The organism is Streptomyces sp. NBC_01176, from assembly GCF_045039825.1.
Classification (GTDB): domain Bacteria; phylum Actinomycetota; class Actinomycetes; order Streptomycetales; family Streptomycetaceae; genus Streptomyces.
Genome location: NZ_CP108600.1, coordinates 9,076,678 through 9,099,767, shown reverse-complemented (window position 1 = coordinate 9,099,767; position 23,090 = coordinate 9,076,678). Strand labels below are relative to the sequence as shown.

Sequence of the window (23,090 nt, the reverse complement as noted above, 5' to 3'; positions counted from 1 at the left end):
TGAGTGTTGGTCGCTCCTGAGTAAGTCCAAGAATGCGAGTGCTACTCCGTTCGTGCAACACGAGAGCACTCCTGACCACTCCTGGTGTAGTTGAAGAGCCAACAAGACGCTTTGTGGTGACACAGGCACCATGGGTGAGGGCGCCGGCCTCGATGACAGGTCGGTGCCCCTCTGTACACGCCCGCCCCGCAGCAGCCGGACGGGCCCGTGCGCAGTCCTGGAGAGTGGAAAGGTGACCAGCGCCATGCTGCTGCCTGCCAAAACCGAGGTCGCCAGGCATCTGGAGCAATACCGGGCCTGGGAACGTCTGCTGCTCGTGGCTCCCATGGACCACGCGGTGCGGGGGAACTTCGAGAACTCGGGGTACACCCTGTGCGTACTGATGGGGAAGCGCTGCGCGCGGGAGGCCGTGGACGCGGCCGAGCAGTATCTGCGCGGCGGTGCGCGGGCTTCGGGTGCTTCGAAGGCGTCGCCCGCCCCCTCGGCGGCGTCGGCCTCGGCCACCACGTCCGTGGCGGGTGCGCACCGTCCGCGAACTCCCGGGGCGGTCAGGGCCTTCCGGCCCGCTGAGCGGGCCGTAGGGCCCGGGGGTGTCCCTGAGACGGGACAGTGATCAGGGGATTCCAGAACAAGTCGGAATGGCAGGCGCGATCGAGAACGGCGGAGGCGAAGGACATGGACGCACACCCGGCCGACGGCCGTGACCCGATCGACCCCACTCCGGTCGACCGGATCCCGGTCGTCGACGTCCGCCCGGTGGTCGAGTGCGGGCGTCGCCCCGCCAAGGCCGTCTGCGGGGAGAGCTTCCAGGTCACCGCGACCGTCTTCGGTGAGGGCCACGACGTGGTCGGCGCCAATGTCGTCCTGCGCGGTCCGACGGGGCTGGCCGGTCCCTGGACCCCGATGCGCGAACTCGCCCCCGGGACCGACCGCTGGGGCGCCGAGGTCACGCCGGATTCCGTCGGCCACTGGACGTACCTGGTCGAGTCCTGGAGCGACCCCGTGGCCGCCTGGCGCCTGGCCGCCGGCATCAAGGTCCCGGCCGGCATCGACACGGAGCTGATCCTGGAGGAAGGCGCCGCGCTGTTCGAGCGCGCCGCGGCCGGCGTACCGGACGCGGACGGACGGACGGCGGTACGGGCCGCGGCCGAAGGGCTGCGCGACGCGTCGCAACCACCGGCCGCCCGTCTCGCGGCCGCCCTGACCCCGGACGTGACCTCCGTCCTGTCCGCGCACCCGCTGCGCGAACGGGTCTCGCACTCGCTGCCGCTGCCGCTGCTCGTGGAGCGCGAGCGGGCGCTGTACGGCTCCTGGTACGAGTTCTTCCCGCGCTCGGAGAGCGGACAGCTGGACCCGTCCGCCCACGGCACGTTCCGTACCGCCGCCGAACGCCTGCCCGCCATCGCGGAGATGGGCTTCGACGTCGTCTACCTCCCGCCGGTCCACCCCATCGGCACGACCTTCCGCAAGGGCCCCAACAACAGTCTGTCGGCGAGCCGTCGGGACGTCGGTGTGCCGTGGGCGATCGGCTCGCCGGAGGGCGGGCACGACGCGATCCACCCCGCTCTCGGCACCATCGACGACTTCGACGCGTTCGTACGCCGGGCGACGGACCTGCGTCTCGAAGTCGCTCTCGACTTCGCGCTCCAGTGCTCTCCCGACCACCCGTGGGTGGAGAAGCACCCGGAGTGGTTCCACCATCGTGCCGACGGCACGATCGCGTACGCGGAGAACCCGCCGAAGAAGTACCAGGACATCTACCCGATCGCCTTCGACGAGGACATGCCGGGGCTGATCGCCGAGTGCGTGCGCCTGCTCCGTTTCTGGATGGACCACGGCGTCCGCATCTTCCGCGTGGACAACCCGCACACCAAACCGGTGGTCTTCTGGGAACGGGTCATCGCCGAGATCAACCGCAGGGATCCGGACGTGATCTTCCTGGCCGAGGCGTTCACCCGGCCGGCGATCATGGAGAGGCTGGCGACGGTCGGCTTCCAGCAGTCGTACACGTACTTCACCTGGCGCAACACCAAGGAAGAACTGACCGACTACCTCACCGGGCTGTCGGGCGAGACGGCCGCCTTCATGCGGCCCAACTTCTTCGTCAACACCCCGGACATCCTGCCCGGCTACCTCCAGCACGGCGGCCGGCCCGCCTTCGAGGCACGGGCCGTACTGGCCGCCACCCTGTCGCCCGCCTGGGGCGTCTACGCCGGATACGAACTGTGCGAGAACACCGCGGCCGCGCCGGACAGCGAGGATTACCTCGACTCGGAGAAGTACCAACTGCGCCCGCGGGACTGGGAGTCCGCCGCCCGTGCGGGCACGACCATCGCCCCGCTGATCACGAGCCTGAACCGGATCCGCAGGCGCCACACCGCCCTGCACGCACTGCGCAACCTTCACTTCCACCAAGCCGACAACGATGCCCTGATCGCGTACAGCAAGCGCACAGGCTCGGACACGGTGGTGGTGGTGGTCAACCTCGACCCCCACCACACCCAGGAGGCCACGGTCTCGTTGGACATGCCGCAACTCGGCCTGGACCGGGACGAGTGCGTGCCGATGCATGACGAGCTCACCGGCGAGACGTACTACTGGGGCAGGACCAACTTCGTCCGACTGGAGCCGGGCAGTGCACATGTGCTCGCCGTCGGACCGGCACCGCAGATCGGAGGGTCACCCACCATATGATCGTCAACGAGCCCGTACCGGACACCTTCGAGGACACTCCGGCCAAGGACCGCGACCCCGAATGGTTCAAACGCGCCGTCTTCTACGAGGTCCTGGTCCGCTCCTTCCAGGACAGCAACGGCGACGGCGTCGGTGACCTCAAGGGCCTCACCGCGAAACTCGACTACCTCCAATGGCTCGGCATCGACTGCCTCTGGCTGCCCCCGTTCTTCAAGTCCCCCCTGCGGGACGGCGGCTACGACGTCTCCGACTACACCGCCGTACTCCCCGAGTTCGGCGACCTCGCCGACTTCGTCGAGTTCGTCGACGCCGCCCACCAGCGCGGCATGCGCATCGTCATCGACTTCGTCATGAACCACACCAGCGACCAGCACCCGTGGTTCCAGGAGTCCCGCTCGAACCCCGACGGCCCCTACGGCGACTACTACGTCTGGGCCGACGACGACAAGCAGTACCAGGACGCCCGCATCATCTTCGTCGACACCGAGGCCTCCAACTGGACCTTCGACCCGGTCCGCAAGCAGTACTACTGGCACCGCTTCTTCTCCCACCAGCCCGACCTCAACTACGAGAACCCGGCCGTCCAGGAGGAGATTCTCGCGGCCCTCCGCTTCTGGCTGGATCTCGGCATCGACGGGTTCCGTCTCGACGCCGTGCCCTACCTCTACCAGGTGGAAGGCACCAACTGCGAGAACCTTCCGGCAACGCACGAGTTCCTGAAGCGGGTGCGCAAGGAGATCGACACGCACTACCCGGACACGGTCCTGCTGGCGGAGGCGAACCAGTGGCCCGAGGACGTCGTCGACTACTTCGGAGACTTCCCCTCCGGCGGCGACGAGTGCCACATGGCCTTCCACTTCCCGGTCATGCCCCGCATCTTCATGGCCGTGCGCCGCGAGTCCCGCTACCCCGTCTCCGAAATCCTCGCGAAGACCCCCGCGATCCCGAACAACTGCCAGTGGGGCATCTTCCTGCGCAACCACGACGAGCTCACCCTCGAAATGGTCACCGACGAGGAACGCGACTACATGTACGCGGAATACGCCAAGGACCCGCGCATGCGCGCCAACATCGGCATCCGCCGCCGGCTCGCCCCCCTGCTCGACAACGACCGCAACCAGATCGAGCTGTTCACCGCCCTGCTGCTGTCCTTGCCGGGCAGCCCGATCCTCTACTACGGGGACGAGATCGGCATGGGCGACAACATCTGGCTCGGCGACCGCGACGCCGTGCGCACCCCCATGCAGTGGACCCCCGACCGCAACGCCGGATTCTCCTCCAGCGACCCCGGCCGCCTCTTCCTGCCCACCATCATGGACCCCGTCTACGGCTACCAGGTCACCAACGTCGAAGCCTCCATGTCCTCCCCCTCGTCACTGCTGCACTGGACCCGCCGCATGATCGAGATCCGCAAACAGAACAAGGCCTTCGGCCTGGGCACCTACACCGAACTCCCCTCCTCCAACCCCGCCGTCCTCGCCTTCCTGCGGGAGTACAAGGACGACCTGGTGCTGTGTGTGCACAACTTCTCCCGCTTCGCCCAGCCCACCGAACTCGACCTGCGGACCTTCGACGGCCGCCACCCCGTCGAGCTCATCGGCGGAGTCCGCTTCCCCGCCATCGGTGAACTCCCCTACCTGCTCACCCTCGCAGGCCACGGCTTCTACTGGTTCCGGCTCCGCCGCGCGGTCGCCCCGAGCGCCGTCAAACGGTCCTGAGCCATCGCCCGGCAAAGATCGCCTGCCTCTGAAAGGACGTGTCGCCATGCCGAAGACCGCGTTGCACCGTCCGGGCCGCCACGCCCCCGCCGCGCTGCTCACCTCACTCGGTGATCTGCTGCGGGAGTGGCTGCCGCGGCAACGCTGGTTCGCGGGCAAGGGACGCCCCGTCACCGGCCTGAGCGTGGCGTCGTCGACCGAGCTGTACCCGGGCTGCCTGCATCTCCTGGTACACACCGAACACCTGGGCCGGACCACCCACAGTGGATCCGGCACTCCCCCGCCCGACGACTGCTACCAGCTCCTCCTCGGCGCGCGGAAGGTTCTGCCGCCCCGGCTCGCCCATGCCTTCATCGGCCGCGCGAGCGCGGGACCCCTGGCCGACATGAGTGTCTACGACGCGCTCCACGACCCGCGGGCCACGGGGCTGCTCCTGGAGCGGCTGCGTACTCCGGGGTCAGCGGGGCCGCTGCTCTTCGAACGCGACGCACGCGTGACGGTCCCGGCCGGCCTCGCTCCCCGACTGCTCGACGCCGAGCAGTCGAACTCCTCGCTCGTGTACGGGGATTCCTTCATCCTGAAGTTCTTCCGCCGCGTCCAGCCGGGCATCAACCCGGACCTGGAGCTGCCGTGGGCGCTGGCCCGGCAGGGCTGCACCCGGGTGCCCGCCCCCGCGGCGTGGTTCGGCACCTCGCAGCCTCGGGAGGCGACGCTGGGAGTGCTCCAGCCGTTCCTGCCGGACGCGGCCGACGGCTGGACCCTGGCATTGCAGTCACTCGCCTCGGAACGGGAGTTCACCGAGGAGGCCTACGAACTGGGACGGGCCACCGCCGAGGTGCATCTGGCACTGGCGACGGCCTTCCCCGTCCACGCGCCGAGTCCGCTGCAGCACGAACAGCTCGCCGCCGCGATGAGCGAGCGCCTCGACGCCACCGCCGGCGCGGTACCCGAACTCGAACCGTACGTACCGGGGTTGCGCTCCGCCTTCGACGCCCTCGCGTCACTCGACGTCGCGGCGCGGCCGTCTCAGCGGATTCACGGCGACCTCCACCTCGGCCAGGTGCTGCGGGCGGGGCGCCAGTGGTCCGTCATCGACTTCGAGGGCGAGCCGGCTCGTCCGGTCCTCGAGCGGCGGCGTCTGCAGTCACCCGTCCGCGATGTCGCGGGCATGCTGCGCTCCTTCGACTACGCCGCGCGTTCCCGCCGCCCCTGGCGCCCGGAGTGGGCGCACCGCTGCAGGGAGGCGTACGGCGCCGGCTACGCCGCCGCGGCCGCCTGGGATCCGCACGAGGAGCCCGAGTTGCTGCGCGCGTACGAGACGGACCGGGCCGTGTACGAAGTGCTGTACGAGGCCCGGCACCGGCCCGACTGGCTGCCTGTTCCGATGGCGGCGGTCGCCCGTCTCGCCGAAGGTCTCTGAGAACCCGCCCTGTTCCGTGTTCGCTCTTGAGGAGGATGAAGCCGTGGCCGTTTCCACCACTGCTGTCGGCGCGGGGCCGGTGGCCCCGATGGACGCGGCGGACCGCGCACGCCTGTTGTCGGGCGCCCACCACGATCCGCACGCCCTGCTCGGCGCCCACGAGGTGCCGGGTGGTGTCGTGTTCCGGGCGCTGCGTCCGTACGCCGAGGCCGTGGCCGTGGTGGTCGACGGGCGGCGTACCGCGCTGACGGACATCGGCGACGGCCTGTTCGCCGCCGTGCTGCCGCTCGACACGATCCCCGCGTACGTGGTGTCGGTGACGTACGCGGGCCGTGCGTTCGAGGTGCAGGACCCCTACCGATTCCTGCCCGCGTTGGGCGAGACGGATCTGCATCTGATCGGCGAGGGCCGCCACGAGGAACTCTGGCGAGCGTTGGGCGCTCACCCCATGGACCATCAGGGCGTGACCGGCACCCGTTTCACGGTGTGGGCTCCGAACGCCCGGGGGGTCAGGGTCTGCGGACCGTTCTCGCACTGGGACGGCACGGCGTATCCGATGCGCTCGCTCGGCTCCACGGGCGTCTGGGAGCTGTTCGTGCCCGGCATCGGCGAGGGCGAGCTCTACAAGTTCGAGATCACCCGCCCCGACGGCTCCCGCAACCTGCGCGCCGACCCGATGGCCCGCCGCACCGAGGTCCCGCCGGCGACGGCCTCGATCGTGACGCGGTCGTCCCACGTCTGGGGGGACGACGCGTGGATGGCGAGCCGCGGAGAACGGCCCGTGCACGAGGCGCCGTTCTCCGTCTACGAGGTGCACCTTCCGTCCTGGCGACCCGGCCTGACCTACCGTCAGCTCGCCCAGCAGCTCCCCGCCTACGTCGCCGACCTCGGCTTCACCCACGTCGAACTCATGCCCGTCGCCGAACACCCCTTCGGCGGCTCCTGGGGATACCAGGTCACCGGCTTCTACGCCCCCACCGCCCGCCTCGGCACCCCCGACGACTTCAAACACCTCGTCGACGCCCTCCACCAGGCCGGCATCGGCGTCCTCATGGACTGGGTCCCCGCCCACTTCCCCCGCGACGAATGGGCCCTCGCCGCATTCGACGGACGCCCCCTCTACGAACACGCCGACCCCCGCCGCGCCGCCCACCCCGACTGGGGCACCCTCGAATTCGACTTCGGACGCCGCGAAGTCCGCAACTTCCTCGTCGCCAACGCCGTCTACTGGTGCCAGGAATTCCACATCGACGGACTCCGCGTCGACGCCGTCGCCTCCATGCTCTACCTCGACTACTCCCGCCAGCCCGGGCAGTGGACACCCAACGAACACGGCGGCCGCGAAGACCTCGACGCCGTCGCCTTCCTCCAGGAGATGAACGCCACCGTCTACCGCCGCAACCCCGGCGTCGTCACCATCGCCGAGGAATCCACCGCCTGGGACGGCGTCACCCGGGCGACCTCGGACGGGGGGCTGGGGTTCGGGCTGAAGTGGAACATGGGATGGATGCACGACTCACTGGAGTATCTCCAGCACGAGCCGGTGCACCGCAAGTACCACCACCACGAGATGACGTTCTCCATGGTCTACGCCTACAGCGAGAACTACGTCCTGCCCATCTCCCACGACGAGGTCGTCCACGGCAAAAGAGCACTGGCCTCCAAGGCACCCGGCGACTGGTGGCAGCAACGCGCCACCACCCGCGCCTACCTCGGCTACATGTGGGCCCACCCCGGCAAACAACTCCTCTTCATGGGCCAGGAGTTCGCCCAGGGAGCCGAATGGTCCGAAGCGCAGGGGCCCGACTGGTGGCTCCTCGACCCCGCCTATCCGGCCGAAGCCGACCACCGGGGGATCAGGGACCTGGTCCGTGACCTCAACACGGTCTACCGCCGGGAACCCGCTCTCTGGCAGCGCGACACGGACCCCGCCGGCTTCGCCTGGATCACCGGTGACGCCGCGGACGACAACGTCTTCGCGTTCCTGCGTCACGACGGCGACGGCAACCCGCTCCTCGCCGTCAGCAACTTCTCCCCGGTCGTCCGCCACGCCTACCGCCTCGGCGTCCCCGACTCCGTCCCCGCCTGGCAGGAGACCCTCAACACCGACAGCGCACGGTACGGCGGAAGCGACGTCACCGACCCGGACGTCGTCAAGGCCGAATCCCGCCCCGCCCACGGCCGTTCGGCGAGCATCCGGCTCACGCTCCCCCCGCTCAGCACCCTCTGGCTCCGCCCCGCCTGACCCCGGCCGCGCCCCCGCCCACGGGAAGGCTCGCCGCCCGACGCCGGGCGGGACAGGAGCCTTCAGGGGGCGGGGGAAGGCAGGTTCAGGGAGAGGACGGCTTGCCCGCCGTACCGATCCAGGTGTGGAACAGCGCGTGAAGGTCCTTGCCGGACAACCGCTCGGAGAGCCGGACGAACTCGGCGGTGGTGCCGTGCCCGGCACGGTGCTCGGTGGCCCAGGTGCGCAGGATACGAAGGAACGTCCTGTCACCGACGGCCGTCCGCAGCTTCTGCAGGGCCATGGCACCACGCGAGTAGACGGGCGTCTCGAAGATGTGCTCGCCGCTGCCGGGATCGGCCGGCGCGAACGCCCACAGGTCGTTCCCGGCCGGCTTGGCGTACAGGGCGTCGAAGGCCTGCTGCGCGGTCCTGCCGCCGTGCTGCTCGGTGTAGAGCCACTCCGCGTACGTCGCGAAGCCCTCGTTGAGCCAGATGTCCTTCCAGGTGGTGAGGGCGACGGAGTCCCCGAACCACTGGTGCGCGCTTTCGTGGACGAGCGTGCTCAGGTCCGGCGCCGAGTCGTACAGGGGCCGCGTCTGGGTCTCCAGCGCGTACCCGACCTGCGGAGCCCGGTCGACGATGGCCCCGGCGGCGCGGAACGGGTAGGGGCCGAAGACGGAGCTCTCCCAGGCGAGCACGGAAGGCAGCTTCTTCAGCACGGGCGCCGCGGCGCTCGCCTCACGGGGGTCGACGGCGTTGAAGACCTTGAGGCCGTCGGCGGTGGTGTACTGCTCGACCTTGAACTTCCCGACCGTCGCCGTCGCGAGGTAGGCGGCCATCGGCTCGGACTGCCGCCAGCGGAAGGTGGTACGGCCGTGGCTCGTCGTCCGCCCGCGCAGAACGCCGTTGGCCACGGCGGTCGTTCCGTCGGGAACGGTGATCGTGAAGTCGTAGGAGGCCTTGTCCTTGGGGTGGTTGTCGGCGGGGAACCAGGTCATCGCGCCCTGCGGCTCACCGGCCACGAACGCCCCGTCGTCGGTGGGGATCCAGCCGTCCGGGGAGCCGTCCGGATCGGTGACCGGCTTGGGGGTGCCCGAGTAGGTGACGGTGACCCGGAACTCCTGGTTCCTGCGCAGGGCGTGGCGCGGGGTGATCACCAGTTCCTGTCCGGCACGACGGTAGGACGCCTTGACGTGGTCGACGGTGACACCGGTGACCTTCAACCCCGAGAGGTCGAGGTCGAAGCGGGTCAGCCGTTCGGTGGCCCGGGCGGTGACGACCGCGGTGCCGTCGAGGTGGCGGCTGTGGGGGTCGTATCCGAGGGTCAGGCCGTAGTGCCCGACGTCGTAACCGCCGTTGCCCGCCAGCGGGAAGTACGGATCCCCCGCGCCGGAGGTGCCCACCGGACCGGCCGCCGCCGGACCGGCCGCTACGAGCAGGGCCGCGACGGCGGCCGGGACCACGGCGACGACGGCCTCCCGGCGAAGGACGCTGCTGCGTCTGCTGACCTGCTGCGGGCGTGACGTCACGTTGACTCCTCCTGGGCGACAGTGATCACTGGCGCACAGCCTATGAGTCCGCCCGGCCGTAAACCCTCTCCTTCTGGTCAAGTTACCCGGCGTGGCCGCCCGGCAGAGGCCCCGGTGTCCGGGCGGTCAGCGGGCCAGGCGGCCCAGCAGTGACGAGGCGGACAGGATGCCGAGGGCCGCGGCCACGACGAGAACGCCGTAGTCGAGGGCCAGGTGCGCATGGGTGCCGAGCAGCAGGCCCCGCAACGCGTCCACCTGGTAGCTCAGGGGGTTCACCTTGCTGATGGCCTGTAGCCAGCCGGGCATGACGGCCACCGGGTAGAGGGCGTTGGAGCCGAAGAACAGCGGCATCGTGATCGCCTGGCCGATCCCCATCAACCGGTCCCGGGTGAGCACGATGCCCGCGATGGTCATCGAGAGGCAGGAGAAGAAGGCGGAGCCGAGGACGACGGCCACCCCGACGCCGAGCAGCCGCAGCGGGTTCCAGGTCATCGCGACGCCGAGCAGCGCGGCGATGACGACGACCACAAGCGCCTGGATCAGCGCCTTCACCCCGGCGGCGAAGGCCTTGCCCGTGATGAGCGCCGAACGCGGGGTCGGTGTGACGAGGAGTTTGGTGAGGATCCCGGCGTCCCGTTCCCAGATGATCATGATGCCGTAGAAGATGGCGATGAACATCGCGGACTGGGCGATGATGCCGGGTGCCAGGTAGTCGAGGTAGGGGATGCCGCCGGTGGGTATCGCCTTGATCCGGGTGAAGGTCTCGCCGAAGATCAGCAGCCACAGCGCGGGTTGCACCGCCCGGGTGTACAACTCGGTGCGGTCGTGCCGGAGTTTCTGCAGCTCGACCGCGCACATCGCGCCGACCCGGGCGGGCAGTACCCGCCATCCGGTACGGGCCCGGGGCGGGACCACGAGCAGGTCGAGACCGCCCGGGTGAGCCAGGTCAGCCGACACGGGACGCGGTACGGCGGGTGCTTCGGACATCGCTGAAGTCTCCTGACTTGTCGTCGAGGCCGCTGCCGGCGATGTCACGGAAGACGTCCTCCAGCGTGGGCTGTTCACCGCTCCCGGCGCCGCGCCGTTCGGCGAGGCCCGTCCTCAGTTCGTCGGGGGTGCCGAGGGCACGGACGCGGCCGCGGTGCATCAGCGCGACCCGGTCGCAGTACTGGTCGGCCTCGTCCATGTAGTGGGTCGTCACGAGGACGGTCATCCCGGTGGCGGCGCGTACGGCGTTGATGTGCTCCCACACGCTCGTCCGGGCGATCGGGTCGAGGCCGATGGTCGGCTCGTCGAGGATCAGCAGCCGGGGCGCGCTGACCAGTGCCTGGGCGAGTTCGAGACGGCGGACCATGCCTCCCGAGTACGTCTTGGCCAGCCGGTCGGCCGCGTCGACGAGGTCGACCGCCGCGAGCGCCTGGCCGACGCGTGCCGCCCGCTCCCGGCGGGAGACGTCGAAGACGCGGGCGAACAGCTCCACGTTCTCCCGGCCGGTGAGTCCGGAGTCGGCGGAGAGCTGCTGCGGTACGTAGCCCAACAGGCGGCGTACCGCCATGCGTTCGCCGGCGGCGTCGTGTCCGAAGACACGGACCGTGCCGGCCGGGACCGGCAGCAGGGTGGTGATGCAGCGGATCGCCGTGGTCTTGCCAGCGCCGTTGGGCCCGAGCAGTCCGAACACCTCGCCGTCGCGGACGGAGAGTTCGAGTCCGTCGACCGCGGTCGTGTCACCGAAGGCGTAGGCGAGCCCCGTGCAGGTCACGGCGTCCGGCCGGGACGCCTCCGCGGTGTCCGTGACGGTGTCCGCCACAGCGGTCTGCGTGCCGGGCCCGTCCGGCACGGCCGGGGTGCGCCCGGCGTCCGGTCCCCCGGCGGGCGCGTCCCCGCCGTGCCCGGGGTCCTCGCCACCGGTCGTGTAGCGCGTCATGTCTCCTCGGCCTCCTCGTGCAGGTTCGCCGCCAGCTTGCGCAGGGCCGGAAGAGCGGCCTCCAGGGCCGCGCGGTCGGCTTCGTCGAGACGGGCGACCTGGTTCCGTACGAGGGCCGCGCGCCGCTGTCGCCAGTCGCGCAGCCGTGCGTCCGCCGCCGGTGTGGGCACGAGCCGCGCGGCGCGCCGGTCGGCCGGGTCCGTCTCCCGGATCAGATAACCGTCCCGCGCCAGCTGGTTGACCAGCGTCGAGACCGAATTGCCCGCCAGGTAGAGCTCCTTGGCGGCCTCGGACACGCCGATGCCCGGGCGTGCCATGACCAGGCGCAACAGGTCGACCTCGGCGCCGCGCAGCCGCGGGGCGGTCATGCCGCCGCGCAGCCGTCGGCGGATCAGCCGCTGCACCCCGGCCAGGGTGTCGGCGAGTGCCTCGGGAAAGCTCTCCGGTTCCACATCACGAGAATAGCTCTGTGTCAGAGGTAATTCGCAAAAGGGCGGGTCAAGAAGAGGCGGACGGGGGTGCACCGCGTTCCGATTTCCGCGCGCGGCCGCCCCGCGGCCGACCCGGCGACCGTTCCCCCCTGGTCGAGACGGCGGGCCTCGTGATGGAGTTTCCCCACCCGACGCCGGGCACCAGCCGAAGGAGAACCACAGTGACCGCGACAGCAACCGGCACCTCGCTTCCCTGGCCCCATGAACCGGTCAGGGTCGGTCTGGTCGGCGCCGGCCCCTGGGCGCGGGCCGTGCACGCCCGCGTCCTCGCCGCCGGCCCCGAGACGCGACTGACGGCCGTGTGGGCGCGGCGCGTCGAAGCCGCCCGCGAGACGGCGTCGCCCTACGGAGCCGACACGGTCGCCCGTTTCGAAGAGCTGCTCGACGGCTGCGAGGCGGTCGCGTTCGCCGTTCCGCCCGCGGTCCAGGCGGAACTCGCGCCCCTGGCCGCGAAGGCGGGCAAGGCGCTGCTGCTGGAGAAGCCGCTCGGGGTGGATCTGGCGTCGGCGCGGCGGGTCGCCGACGCCGTCGCCGAGGCGGGCGTCGTCTCCCAGCTCGTCCTGAGCAACCGCTACCACCCGGCCACCCGGGAGTTCCTGAGCGCGGCGCAGGCGATCGAGGTCACCGGAGCGCGTTCGTGTCTTCTGCACGGGGCCTTCCTGGGCGGCGAGTTCGCCACGTCCTGGCGGCTGGAGCACGGCGCCCTGCTCGACCTGGGTCCCCACCTGCTGGATCTGCTGGACGCGGCCGTCGGGACGATCGTCCGGGTCCGCGGTACCGGCGACCCCCGCCGGTGGATCGAGCTGACCTGCGAGCACGCCAGTGGGGCCGTCAGTCAGGCGTCGCTGTCGGGGTCGGTCGACATCGAGCGCGGCAGCACCCGGATCGAGCTCTTCGGGCCGCAACCGCCGCTGGTGTTCGACGCCGCCGGACTCGACGGCGAGGAGATCTGGCCGGTGCTGCGCCGGGAGTTCGCGACGGCCGTGCGTACCGGGGTGTCGGGAGCGCTCGACGCCCGCCGGGGGCTGCACCTGCAGACCCTGATGGACCAGGCCACGCCGCGCTGACGTCGCTCCGCCTCCCCGCACCGGCGACGCGGACCGACCGGGGTGCCGGGCCGAAGGGTGGGCCCGGGCACCCCGGCGCCCTCTCGGTCAGGCCGTGTACCGCCGCAGCGCCGGCGTCGCGGCGGCCAGGCCCAGGGTGGCGACGATCACCAGCAGACCGCCGCCGGCGACGGCCGCGCGGGCCCCCAGGAGGGAACCGGCCGTTCCGTGCAGGACGTCGGCGAGGCGCGGCCCGCCCGCGACCACCACGGTGAACACTCCCTGCATCCGGCCGCGCATCTCGTCGGTGGCGGCCGACAGCAGGATCGCCCCGCGGAAGACCATGGAGACCATGTCGGCGACTCCGGCGACGGCGAGGAAGGCCACGGCCACCCACAGGCTGCCGCTGAGACCGAACCCGGTGATGGCGGCCCCCCAGGCCAGCACCGCGACGATCACCATGAGGCCGTGCCGGCGCGCGCGGGAGAAGGTGCCCGACATCAGTCCGCCGATCACCGCGCCGATGGGGATCGCCGCGAACAGCAGTCCGAGCGCGAGGCCCTCGCCGTAGGGCGCGTACGTCTCGGCGGCGAGCTGCGGGAAGAGCGCCCGGGGCATGCCGAAGACCATGGCGATGATGTCGGCGAGGAAGGACAGCAGCAGCACCTTGTGCAGGGCGATGTAGCGGAACCCCGCGACGACCTCGCGCCAGCCCGCGCGACGGCCCGTCGCTCCCGTCAGAGGCGGCAGCGAGGGCAGCCGTACGACCGCCCACACGGTGACGCACAGCGCCAGGGCGTCGATCAGATACAGCTCGCTCAGACCGATCACCGGAATCAGGGCGCCGGCGAGCAGGGGTCCGGCCACCAGGCCCGTCTGCATGACGGTCGAGCCGAGCGCGTTCGCCGCGGGAAGCTCGTCCGCGGGGACCAGCCGGGCGATGGACGCGGTGCGGGCCGGTGCGTTCAGGCCGAAGAAGGCCTGCTGGAGGGCGAGCAGGACCATCAGGACCAGTACGGAGTCGAGTCCGGTGACGGCCTGTATCCAGAAGAGCAGCGAGGTGACGGCTATCCCGGTGTTGGTGATGAGGAGCAGCTTGCGCCGGTCCATGCTGTCGGCGATGGCGCCGCCCCACAGGGCGAAGACCACGAGCGGCAGCAGACCGGCGAGGCTCGCGTAGCCGACCCAGGCCGAGGACCCGGTGATGTCGTAGATCTGCTTGGGGACGGCGACGGCGGTGAGCTGGCTGCCCACCGACGTGACGATGGTGGAGGACCAGAGCCTCCGGTACGCCGGACGCCGCAACGGGCGGGTGTCCATCGTCCAGCGGCGCCAACCGGTGCGGTCCGGCTGTCCGGGGTCCGCCGCCCCGACCGCCCCGTCCCGCGGTGCCGGTGCGCCGTCCGTACTGCTCTTGCTCGTGTCCACGACCGTCCTGGCTGCTCGATACATCTTTCGGTGTCAGGGTTCACTATCGCGGAACGGGAGCGTGCGGAGTCCCCGTGGGTCCCGCGCGGTCGGTCACACCGGTTCCCCACGGTCCGTCCCGGCGCATGACGTACGTCGCTCAGGCACCGGCGATCAGCAGGGTCCCCATGACGATCATCGTCGCGGCGACCAGGGCGTCCAGCACCCGCCACGAGGAGGGACGGGCCAGGAAGCGGCCGAGCAGCCCGGCGCCGAAGCCCAGAGCGGCGAACCAGCACAGGCTCGCCAGCGCCGCCCCGAGTCCGAAGGTCCAGCGCAGCGACCCGCGGTCGGCCGCGAGGGAGCCGAGCAGGAAGACGGTGTCGAGGTAGACGTGCGGGTTGAGCCAGGTCAGCGCCAGACAGGTGAGCACGGTCCGCCGCCGCGAGCCGGTGGCACCGCCCGCCGCCTCCAGCGCCGAGGGACGGAGCACCCGCCGGGCGGCGAGGACGCCGTACACCAGGAGAAATCCACCGCCGATCAGTCCGACGACGGTGAGCGCCTCCGGTCGGGCCACCACCAGCGCGCCGACGCCGCCCACCCCGAGCGCGATGAGCGCCGCGTCGGACACCGCGCAGATGCCCACCACCGCGAACACCGCGTCGCGGCGGATGCCCTGGCGCAGCACGAAGGCGTTCTGGGCGCCGATGGCGACGATGAGCGAGAGGCCGGTGCCGAACCCGGCGGCCGCGGCGGTGAGGGCGTTGGTCATGACGAAGACGTTAGGAAGACCACTGTCAAGAGTACAGCTAAAGATTCTTACGTATCATTAGCGCTCGTGATGGCAGAACTCCCTCTCGACCAGGTGCGCACCCTGCTCGCGGTGGTCGACGAGGGCACCTTCGACGCGGCGGCCGCCGCCCTGCATGTGACGCCCTCGGCCGTCAGCCAACGCGTCAAGGCGCTCGAACAGCGCACCGGACGGGTCCTGCTGACGCGGACGAAACCGGTGCGCCCGACCGAGTCCGGCGGGATCGTCGTGCGGTTCGCGCGTCGGCTGGCCCGGCTGGAGCGCGATGCCCGGGCCGAGCTCGGCATGAGCGACTCCGGAGAGCCGACCCAGCTGTCGATCGCGGTGAACGCCGACTCGCTCGCCACCTGGTTCCTGCCCGCGCTCACCCGCGTGCCGCGCGAGCTGCGGCTCTGCTTCGAACTGCGCCGCGAGGACGAGGACCACACGGCCGCCCTGCTGCGCGAGGGGGCGGTGATGGCGGCGGTGACCTCGTCCCCCGACCCGGTGGCGGGCTGCTCCGTCCGGTCCCTGGGCCGGATGCGGTACCTGGCGACGGCGAGTCCCGGCTTCGCCGGGCGGTGGCTCGGCGCCGGGACGGACACGGCCCTGCACGACCTGCTCGCCCACGCTCCGGTGGTGGTCTTCGACCGGAACGACGACTTCCAGGACGACTTCGCCGCGCGTCTGCTCGGCGGCCGCGGCGCGAGCCCGCTGCGGCACTCCGTGCCCACGTCGGAGGGGTTCGTGGACGCCGTCGTCGCCGGGCTCGGCTGGGGCATGGTGCCTCAGGCCCAGGCCGGGCCGCTGCTGCGCGCCGGGCGGCTGGTCGGCCTCGCCCCGGACCGCGCCGTGGACGTGCCGCTGTACTGGCAGCAGTGGAAGCTCGACTTCCCGGCGCTCGCCGTGGTGGCCGAGGCCGTGGCGTCCGCCGCCGCGGACGCGTTGGAGCCCGCGCCGCGCTCCTGACCCCGCCCGGCCACCTCACCGCCCGGCCACCTCACCGCCTGACCGCTGCTCCGCTTGGCCGCCACCACATTGCCGACCGACCGAGCGCGTGCCCACCCGACCCGCCTCACGGAGGACCACCTCGCCACCAGGGACCGGAAAACCGCCGCTCCTGACCGAGGACGCGGGGCCCGTCGTCCAGGACCGGGCCGACGACATCGTCCCGGGACTCCTCGCCGGGGCGCGGGCGCGGTATCTTTCGCGCTGAGTGAAGCCGATACGCTGAGTGAAACCGAGGCCGACGAAAGGCGACCGGCGCGCGGGAGGCGTCGACGTACGGGCGGGTGCCGGTGAGGCGCATTCTTGCCGTGGTCACCTGACGGCAGGCGGACGAGGACAGACCGATGACTGGGAGCGCCGAGCAAGCGGACCGGGCGCCGGACGGCCTGGCAGTCCTGCTCAGCGGGGCTGTGGCGGACGCGATCCGCGCGGCCCGCGGCTTCGCGGGAGGTGTGTATCTGCGCACGTCCACGCCCGGACTGCTGAGACTGGCCGTTCTCGCGGGCCTGCCCGACCAGTTGTTCCGTTCCTGGTGGCGCCTGCCCCTGGACCGGCCCTTCCCCGCCGCCGACTGCTACCGGCAGGGCATGGAGGTGCTGCTCGCCGACGCCACCGAGACGATGCGCCGCTATCCGCAGCTCGCGGCCGGTCTGCCGTTCCAGTTCGGCTCGCTGTACGTGCCCGTGACCGGCTCCTCGGCCTCCTACGGCGTCCTGACGGTGCTGCGCCCCTCGGCCTCGGACGCCACCGACGTACTGCCGGACCGTGACCGCATGACGGCGGTCGCGGAGAGTCTCGGCACCGCCCTGGCCGCCTGGGAGAAGGACGGATCCGCGGTCACGTGGGACAGCGAGCCGTGGTGCGTGCGGCCGCCCGCCGACGGTCCTCCCCCGCGGTGCGCCGGACGGTTCACCTGGGATCCGGTCCGCGGCACGGTCACCGCGGACGACGCGTTGCGGTCCCTGCTCGGTACCGGTGCCGGGGCGTTCCCCGGGACCCCGGAGGCGCTCGCCCGAGGGCTGTCCCCGGGCGATCCGCACGCCCTGCTGGCCGCGCTGCACGAGACGGCCGCCGGCCACCCGCCCGCCCATTCGCTGCCCCTGCACACGTCGGGCGGCGGCCTGTGCCTGCTGCACCTGTCACCCGGACACGACGCGCCCGACCCGCCGTTCCCGGTCCGCGGGACGATCGTCGACCCCGGCCCGGGACCGACCGCGGCCGGTGCCGCGGACCTCCTCCCGGAGGGCGTGTTCGCGCTGGACCGGCTCGGGCTGATCACCTACGTCAATCCGCGCGCCGCCGAACTCCTCGGCCGGCCGCACGGGGAACTGCTCGGGCGACCGCTGTGGCAGGCCGTCCCCTGGCTGGACCAGCCGTCCTACGAGGATCACCTGCGCGGCGCGCTGCTGTCGCCGGAGCCGGTGCACTTCCAGGTCGCCCGCCCGCGCGAGGGACGCCGGACCTCCCTGGCGGGCCGCGGGGACACCTGGCTGACGCTGTCGGTGTATCCCGGCCCCCGCGGGTTGACGTGCAAGCTGATACCGATGGGGCGCCTCGCCGACACCGCCAGCGCCGCGGAGGCCGCGCCACCCGGCGCGGGTCGGCCGTCGGAGGCGGCGCCCCGTCTCGAAACATCCGTGTCGAGCGTCACCACGGCGGGGCTGTACCACCCCATCGTCCTCGCCATCGCGCTGTCCGAGGCCGTGACCGCCCGTCAGGTGTCCGAGGTGGTGATGCGGGAGCTGCTGCCCGCGTTCGGCGGACGGCGGCTCGCCATCTACCTGTTGCAGGAGCGGCGGCTGTACCTGGCGTGGGAGACCGGCTTCCCCCAGGGATTCCTCGCCCCCTTCGACGGGGTGGGGCTGGACGCCGAGCTGCCCGGGGTGGAGACCCTCACCTCCGGACGAGCCCTCTTCTTCGAGTCGATGCCCCGGCTCGAGTCCGCCTATCCCGGTATCGCCCTGGACGCCAAGGTGGGCGCGCGGGTCTTCCTGCCGCTGATCGCCTCGGGCCGGCCGGTCGGTTCCTGCATCCTGGGCTTCGACCGTCCGCGTGACTTCAGCACCGAGGAGCGTACGGTGCTGACAGCGCTCGCCGGACTCGTCGCGCAGGCCCTGGAGCGAGCGCGGCGCTACGACTCCGAGGCCGCCCTCGCCCGTGGCCTGCAGGAGGCACTGCTCCCGCACCGGCTGTCGGCACACCCCCAGGTGGAGACGGCCGGGCGCTATCTGCCCGGCACCGAGGGCATGGACGTGGGGGGCGACTGGTACGACGTGGTGGAGGCGGGCGACGGACTGGCCCTGGTCATCGGCGACGTCCAGGGACACGGTGTCCAGGCGGCCGCCACCATGGGTCAACTGCGCAGCGCTGTACGGGCGTTCGCTCTCGGCGACCACGCTCCGGACGAGGTGATGAGCGGCACCAACCGGCTGCTCATCGACCTCGATCCCGGCCAGTTCGCCAGTTGCTGCTACATCCGGCTCGACCCGGTGACCGGCGTCGCCCGTGCCGCGCGCGCCGGACATCCGCAGCCCCTGTTGCGCCACCCCGACGGCCGCGCCGAGGTCCTGAACCTGCCCGGCGGTGTGGTGCTCGGCGTGGACCCGCACGCCCGTTACCCGGTGACGGACCTGCGCCTGGAGCCCGGCGCCGTCCTGGCCCTCTACACGGACGGCCTTGTCGAGAAGCCCGGCACCGACATAGACGACGGTATCGAGAGGGTGCGCGCCAAGCTGTCCGGGGCGGGCACCCCGCACGCCCGCCCCGGCGCCTCCTCGCTGTCCCGCGCGGCCGACCTGCTGACCGAGGAGGCCCGGCAGGCCGCCGAACGCCCCGACGACATCGCGCTGCTGCTCACCACCCGCCGCCGCGGTCCCCGTCCCTGACGCGACCGGGGGCGGTGGCCGCTCCTCCGCCCCCGCCCCGGCCGGGGCGGCGGGGCACCTCAGTGCGCCGTGTCGAGTCGTTGCCGCTGATCCGGCGTCAGTTCCAGGTCCACGGCCGCCAGGTTCTCCTCCAGCTGTGCCACGGACGACATCCCGACCAACGGGATCACCGGGAAGTCGGCGCCCAGCTGCCAGGCGAGCACCACCTGGTTCGGACTCGCTCCGGTCTCCCGCGCGACCGCCCGCAGCGCGGCGAGCCGGGGCGGTGTTCCCGGGTGGTCGTAGTCCGCGGGCAGCGGCTTGTCCGCGCGGCCGTAGGCGCCGCGCAGCAGCGGCGAGTAGGCGACCAGGGTGACGGCGGGCTCGGCGCGCAGATAGCCGAGGAGTTCCCCGGTCGCGCCGCCGAGGCTGCCGTCCCGGAAGAGCGCGTCGGGTATGTCGGTACGGGGCCGCAGCAGGCTGTGCTGGTACTGCAGCACCTCGTAGCCGGGCAGCCCCGCGGCAGCGGCGACGGCGCGGGCCCGCTCGACCCGCCAGACGGCGTGGTTGCTCGCGCCGAGCAGGCCCACGGTCCCCTCCGCCACCAGCGCGCCGAACCCTTCGACGGTCTCCCGTATGTCGACGGTCCGGTCCTCGATGTGCGCGTACAGCAGATCGATCCGCTCCAGGCCGAGCCGTTCCCGGCTGCGCTCGGAGGCCTCGCGGATCGTCTTGGCCGACAGCCCCTCCGGGTTGTCGGTGTACCCGGTGCCAGGAGCCAGCGGCCTGGCACCGAGCTTGGTCGCGAAGACGATCTCGTCGCCGACGCCTCGGCTGCGGCGCCAGCGTCCGAGCAGTTCCTCGCTCTGGCCGCCCTGGCCGCCGTCGACCCAGAAGGCGTAGTTGTCCGAGGTGTCGATGAAGTTGCCGCCGGCCTCGACGTAGCGGTCGAGTACGGCGAAGGAGGTCTTCTCGTCCGTCACCGAGCCGAACAGCATCGCGCCGAGCGCGAGCACACTCACCTCACGGCGGTTGTCCGGATCGGCGCCGATGGAACGGTACTTCATGCTGGTTCCTCCCGTCCGGGCCCGGCGTGCGCGGGGCCCGGAGGGGAGTCTGGAACTTGAAGAGCACTTCAGGTCAAGGGCGCGCGAACGGTCCCTCCGGAGCGGCCCACTGCAACAACATGATCGTCTTGGCGTCGGCGATCCCCCCGCCGCGGATCACGGCCAGGGCGTCGCGGAAGGGCAGTTCGACGATCTCGATGTCCTCGCCCTCCTCCTCCAGCCCGCCTCCCTCGTCCTGACCCGGGGGTTGCCGCTCAGGCCGAGGCCCGTCCGGTCGAGCCCGGTACGGCCACGGCGGTCCGGGGTGTCGATGCCCGCGGTGATCGTGCGCGGTCCGCGTCGGAGAGGTCGTTCATGGCCACTGTCCATCACTGCGGCACGAACATCGAGGCCACAGCGGGGCTTCGCCCGTCTAGGCTCACGGCATGGAACAGACGGAGATCATCCTGCGCGCCATCGGCGTGCTCACCGAGACCAACGCGATGGTCCGCAGGATCGCCCAGGACGAGGACGCCGAGGCCGAATCGACCGAGACACAGCTCGGCGCGCTCGTCACCGAGGTCTTCCCCCGCGTCGAGGTGCCCGCGGACGCCGGACCCGCCGAGGCCGGACAGGCCGTCGCGGACGCCTATCTGCCCGCCACGATCTCCCTCGTGGGTGCCTTCGCCTTCCTCTTCTCGGAACTCGCCGACGTCCACGACTCCGGACAGACCGACATCAAGACGGCCGATCTGCTCCAGGATCTCGCCCTGCGGATGTCCAGGGCCGACAACGAGTAGCCGCCGGCGGCCTCGCCGTGGCGCCGACCGGCGGCACGGCGAGGCGGCAGCCGGTCCTCGGGCCTCCGGCGTTCAGGAGTGCGGAACCACCGCCACCGGACACGGAGCGTGGTGGATCACCGCGTGCGCGACCGAGCCGATCCGTGAGCCCAGCGCGGAGCGGTGCGCGCGGCGTCCGACCACGATCAGCTGGGCGCGGGCGGTCTGCGCGAGGAGGACCTGGCCGGCGCTCCCCATCTCGACGTGCGGGGTGACGGGCACGTCGGGAAACCGCTCGCGCCACGGCTGCAACGCCTCGGCGAGCGCCTTCGTCTCGTACGGTTCGAGACCGCCGGCCTCGTCCAGGAGTCTCAGCGAACCCGGACTGTAGGCGAACACCGGCGGCAGACTCCAGGCCCGTACCGCGCGTACCCCGGCGCCTCGGGCCGCCGCCGTCTCGAACGCGAACTCCAGGGCCGCCGCGCTGTCGTCGGGCTCACCCTGCTGACCCACGACGATCTCCCGGCCCGTCGCCTCGGACGCCGCCCGGTCGTCGGCACGCACCAGCACGACGGGGCAGCCGGCCTCGGCGATCACCTGCTGTCCGACCGAACCGAGCAGGAAGCCGACGACCGCGCCGTGGCCGCGCGAACCGAGTACCAGCGCGCGGGCACCGGCCGCCTCGGCGACCAGGGCGTCCACGGCCGTGACGTCCACCACCTCGTCCGAGACAGCCAGGTCCGGGTGCGTGTCGGCGACCGTGCGGGCTACGTCGCGGACCATCTCCCCGGCCCAGCGGGCCTGCTCGTCCCGGTCGCCGGCGGCCGCCGTGCCGTGGGGCGGCCAGTGCCACGCGTACATCACGCGCAGGGGCACGCCGCGGCGGACGGCTTCCCTGCCCGCCCAGGCCGCCGCGGCCCTGCTCTCGGGTGATCCGTCCACGCCCACGGTGATCGGGTGGGTCATTCGCCTGCCTTCCCGCCGCCGGCTGGTCGTCCTGCCGGCTCGCTCCGCAACCTGACCGCTCCAGTGTCCGTCATCGACGCGGGAGGGGGCCCTACGCGGACTCTCTCACCACGAGTTCCGGATCGAAGATCACCGAGGTGGGGTCGGTGCGCAGGCCCTGGATGTGCTCGTCGAGGAGACCGGCCATCGTCGAGGCCATCTCCTCGACCGGCTGGCGCACGGTGGTCAGCGCGGGCCTGCAGGTCGCCGCCACGCTGGAGTCGTCGAAGCCGACGACCGCGACGTCGTCCGGCACCCGTCGGCCCTGCTCCCGCAGCACCTGGCAGGCGCCCTGGGCCATCAGGTCGTTGGCCGCGAACACCCCGTCCACGTCCGGGTGTTCGGCCAGCAGTCCGGACATGGCGGCCATTCCGCTGTCCAGGGTGAACCCGCCCTCGGCGACCGGCACGTACGGATGCCCGCTGCGTGCCATGGTGTCGCGGAACCCGGCGAGCCGGTCCTGGCTCGCCCCCACCCCCAGGGGTCCCGTGACGGTGACGATCCGTCGGCAGCCCCGCTTCAGCAGATGCTCGGCGGCCTGCCGCGCGCCGTCCCGGTGCGCGAGGTCGACGTAGCTCAGCGGGACGGGCCGCGACGGCCGGGCGAAGAGGACGGCGGGCACGCCGGCGTCGGCGAGCAGCGCGGGCATCGGGTCGTCGGCGTGGGTGGAGACGACGAGGGCGCCGTCCGCGCTGCCCTGCCGCAGATCCGACAGCACCTGCTGTCTGGCTTCGGGGGATTCGGCGAACATCAGCAGCGGGTGCATCGAGCGTGGTCGCAGATAGCCCACCACACCGGCGACGACCCGTCCGAAGAACGGGTCCGCGAACACCCGTGCCGTGAAGGCGCTCTGTTCGCCGTCCGAGGTGTCGCCCGCGCCGGAGACGATCAGTGCGACCGTCTGGGTCCGCCGGGTCACCAGCGATCTGGCGGCCCTGTTGGGGGCGTACCCGGTCCGCTCGACCGCCTGGCGCACCACTTCCTGAATGCCGGGATCGACGTTGCGGACGCCGTTGATGACCCGGGAAACCGTCGCGCGGGAGACACCGGCCTCCCGCGCGACATCCTCCAGCGTGGGGGCCTGTCTGCTCATGCCCCGCACCTTAACCGCCGCGTACTGCGCCGGGATAGAGCGCTCTCCCA

The 23,090-nt window shown here is 71.7% G+C and carries 18 protein-coding genes and 1 pseudogene; 9 read left to right on the top strand and 10 right to left on the bottom strand.

Going from position 1 to position 23,090, the window contains the following annotated elements; translation table 11 throughout:
• Nucleotides 1–244 precede the first annotated feature (244 nt).
• The 5 genes from OG199_RS39590 to glgB all read left to right on the top strand — a co-directional run bounded on the left by OG199_RS39590 (nucleotide 245) and on the right by glgB (nucleotide 8,077).
• Entirely contained in the window at nucleotides 245–613 is a 369-nt protein-coding gene (locus tag OG199_RS39590) for a DUF5133 domain-containing protein (protein ID WP_356809524.1), read from the top strand.
• Nucleotides 614–675: 62 nt separating this feature from the next.
• Entirely contained in the window at nucleotides 676–2,694 is a 2,019-nt protein-coding gene (locus OG199_RS39585) for an alpha-1,4-glucan--maltose-1-phosphate maltosyltransferase (RefSeq protein WP_405833690.1), read from the top strand.
• A complete protein-coding gene (gene treS / locus OG199_RS39580; RefSeq protein ID WP_401803660.1) occupies nucleotides 2,691–4,412 on the top strand; it encodes a maltose alpha-D-glucosyltransferase in 1,722 nt (573 codons plus the stop codon). Before OG199_RS39585 ends, treS begins: the two co-directional genes overlap by 4 nt.
• 46 nt (nucleotides 4,413–4,458) lie before the next feature.
• The gene (locus tag OG199_RS39575; RefSeq protein WP_356809891.1) at nucleotides 4,459–5,832 is read left to right on the top strand and encodes a maltokinase N-terminal cap-like domain-containing protein; all 1,374 of its coding nucleotides are present in this window, start codon (nucleotides 4,459–4,461) and stop codon (nucleotides 5,830–5,832) included.
• A gap of 88 nt (nucleotides 5,833–5,920) precedes the next feature.
• The gene (gene glgB / locus OG199_RS39570) at nucleotides 5,921–8,077 is read left to right on the top strand and encodes a 1,4-alpha-glucan branching enzyme (RefSeq protein ID WP_405834814.1); all 2,157 of its coding nucleotides are present in this window, start codon (nucleotides 5,921–5,923) and stop codon (nucleotides 8,075–8,077) included.
• Nucleotides 8,078–8,162: 85 nt separating this feature from the next.
• Here glgB and OG199_RS39565 read toward each other — a convergent pair whose 3' ends face one another.
• From OG199_RS39565 to OG199_RS39550, 4 genes are all read right to left on the bottom strand, one after another.
• Nucleotides 8,163–9,587 carry a M1 family metallopeptidase gene (locus OG199_RS39565; protein ID WP_405833687.1) on the bottom strand — a complete coding sequence of 475 codons (1,425 nt, stop codon included), beginning with the start codon at nucleotides 9,585–9,587 and terminating at the stop codon, nucleotides 8,163–8,165.
• Between the two features lie 126 nt (nucleotides 9,588–9,713).
• Entirely contained in the window at nucleotides 9,714–10,574 is an 861-nt protein-coding gene (locus OG199_RS39560) for an ABC transporter permease (RefSeq protein WP_356800280.1), read from the bottom strand.
• Nucleotides 10,534–11,511 (bottom strand): ABC transporter ATP-binding protein, encoded by a 978-nt coding sequence (locus OG199_RS39555; RefSeq protein ID WP_401803666.1) that lies wholly within the window; start codon nucleotides 11,509–11,511, stop codon nucleotides 10,534–10,536. The genes OG199_RS39560 and OG199_RS39555 overlap by 41 nt, the downstream gene beginning before the upstream one ends.
• Nucleotides 11,508–11,963, bottom strand: a complete 456-nt coding sequence (locus OG199_RS39550; RefSeq protein WP_405833684.1) for a MarR family winged helix-turn-helix transcriptional regulator — start codon at nucleotides 11,961–11,963, stop codon at nucleotides 11,508–11,510. Before OG199_RS39550 ends, OG199_RS39555 begins: the two co-directional genes overlap by 4 nt.
• Before the next feature lie 200 nt (nucleotides 11,964–12,163).
• Here OG199_RS39550 and OG199_RS39545 point away from each other — a divergent pair, with 200 nt between their 5' ends.
• Nucleotides 12,164–13,069 carry a Gfo/Idh/MocA family protein gene (locus OG199_RS39545; RefSeq protein WP_405833682.1) on the top strand — a complete coding sequence of 302 codons (906 nt, stop codon included), beginning with the start codon at nucleotides 12,164–12,166 and terminating at the stop codon, nucleotides 13,067–13,069.
• Between the two features lie 87 nt (nucleotides 13,070–13,156).
• Here OG199_RS39545 and OG199_RS39540 read toward each other — a convergent pair whose 3' ends face one another.
• Both OG199_RS39540 and OG199_RS39535 read right to left on the bottom strand, forming a co-directional pair.
• Complete coding sequence (locus OG199_RS39540) at nucleotides 13,157–14,500, bottom strand: MFS transporter (RefSeq protein WP_356800283.1); 1,344 nt, start codon at nucleotides 14,498–14,500, stop codon at nucleotides 13,157–13,159.
• A 115-nt stretch (nucleotides 14,501–14,615) separates the two neighbouring features.
• Nucleotides 14,616–15,227, bottom strand: a complete 612-nt coding sequence (locus OG199_RS39535) for a LysE family transporter (RefSeq protein WP_356800284.1) — start codon at nucleotides 15,225–15,227, stop codon at nucleotides 14,616–14,618.
• 69 nt (nucleotides 15,228–15,296) lie between these two features.
• Between OG199_RS39535 and OG199_RS39530 the strand changes: the two genes are divergently transcribed.
• The gene (locus OG199_RS39530; protein ID WP_405833680.1) at nucleotides 15,297–16,214 is read left to right on the top strand and encodes a LysR family transcriptional regulator ArgP; all 918 of its coding nucleotides are present in this window, start codon (nucleotides 15,297–15,299) and stop codon (nucleotides 16,212–16,214) included.
• Between the two features lie 383 nt (nucleotides 16,215–16,597).
• A complete protein-coding gene (locus OG199_RS39525; protein ID WP_405833678.1) occupies nucleotides 16,598–19,138 on the top strand; it encodes a SpoIIE family protein phosphatase in 2,541 nt (846 codons plus the stop codon).
• Between the two features lie 59 nt (nucleotides 19,139–19,197).
• Here the strand turns inward: OG199_RS39525 and OG199_RS39520 are convergent, their stop codons facing one another.
• Nucleotides 19,198–20,184 carry an aldo/keto reductase gene (locus tag OG199_RS39520; RefSeq protein ID WP_405833676.1) on the bottom strand — a complete coding sequence of 329 codons (987 nt, stop codon included), beginning with the start codon at nucleotides 20,182–20,184 and terminating at the stop codon, nucleotides 19,198–19,200.
• A 73-nt stretch (nucleotides 20,185–20,257) separates the two neighbouring features.
• Nucleotides 20,258–20,416 (bottom strand): annotated as a pseudogene (locus tag OG199_RS39515) (GDP-mannose pyrophosphatase); the annotation flags it as partial.
• Between the two features lie 193 nt (nucleotides 20,417–20,609).
• Here OG199_RS39515 and OG199_RS39510 point away from each other — a divergent pair.
• Nucleotides 20,610–20,963 carry a hypothetical protein gene (locus tag OG199_RS39510; protein WP_266696465.1) on the top strand — a complete coding sequence of 118 codons (354 nt, stop codon included), beginning with the start codon at nucleotides 20,610–20,612 and terminating at the stop codon, nucleotides 20,961–20,963.
• Between the two features lie 72 nt (nucleotides 20,964–21,035).
• Here the strand turns inward: OG199_RS39510 and OG199_RS39505 are convergent, their stop codons facing one another.
• Nucleotides 21,036–21,908, bottom strand: coding sequence for a universal stress protein (locus OG199_RS39505; protein ID WP_356800288.1), 873 nt, complete (start codon nucleotides 21,906–21,908; stop codon nucleotides 21,036–21,038).
• Nucleotides 21,909–21,999: 91 nt separating this feature from the next.
• Nucleotides 22,000–23,040: a LacI family DNA-binding transcriptional regulator gene (locus tag OG199_RS39500; protein WP_356800289.1), complete on the bottom strand. Its 1,041-nt coding sequence runs from the start codon at nucleotides 23,038–23,040 to the stop codon at nucleotides 22,000–22,002.
• Nucleotides 23,041–23,090 lie beyond the last annotated feature (50 nt).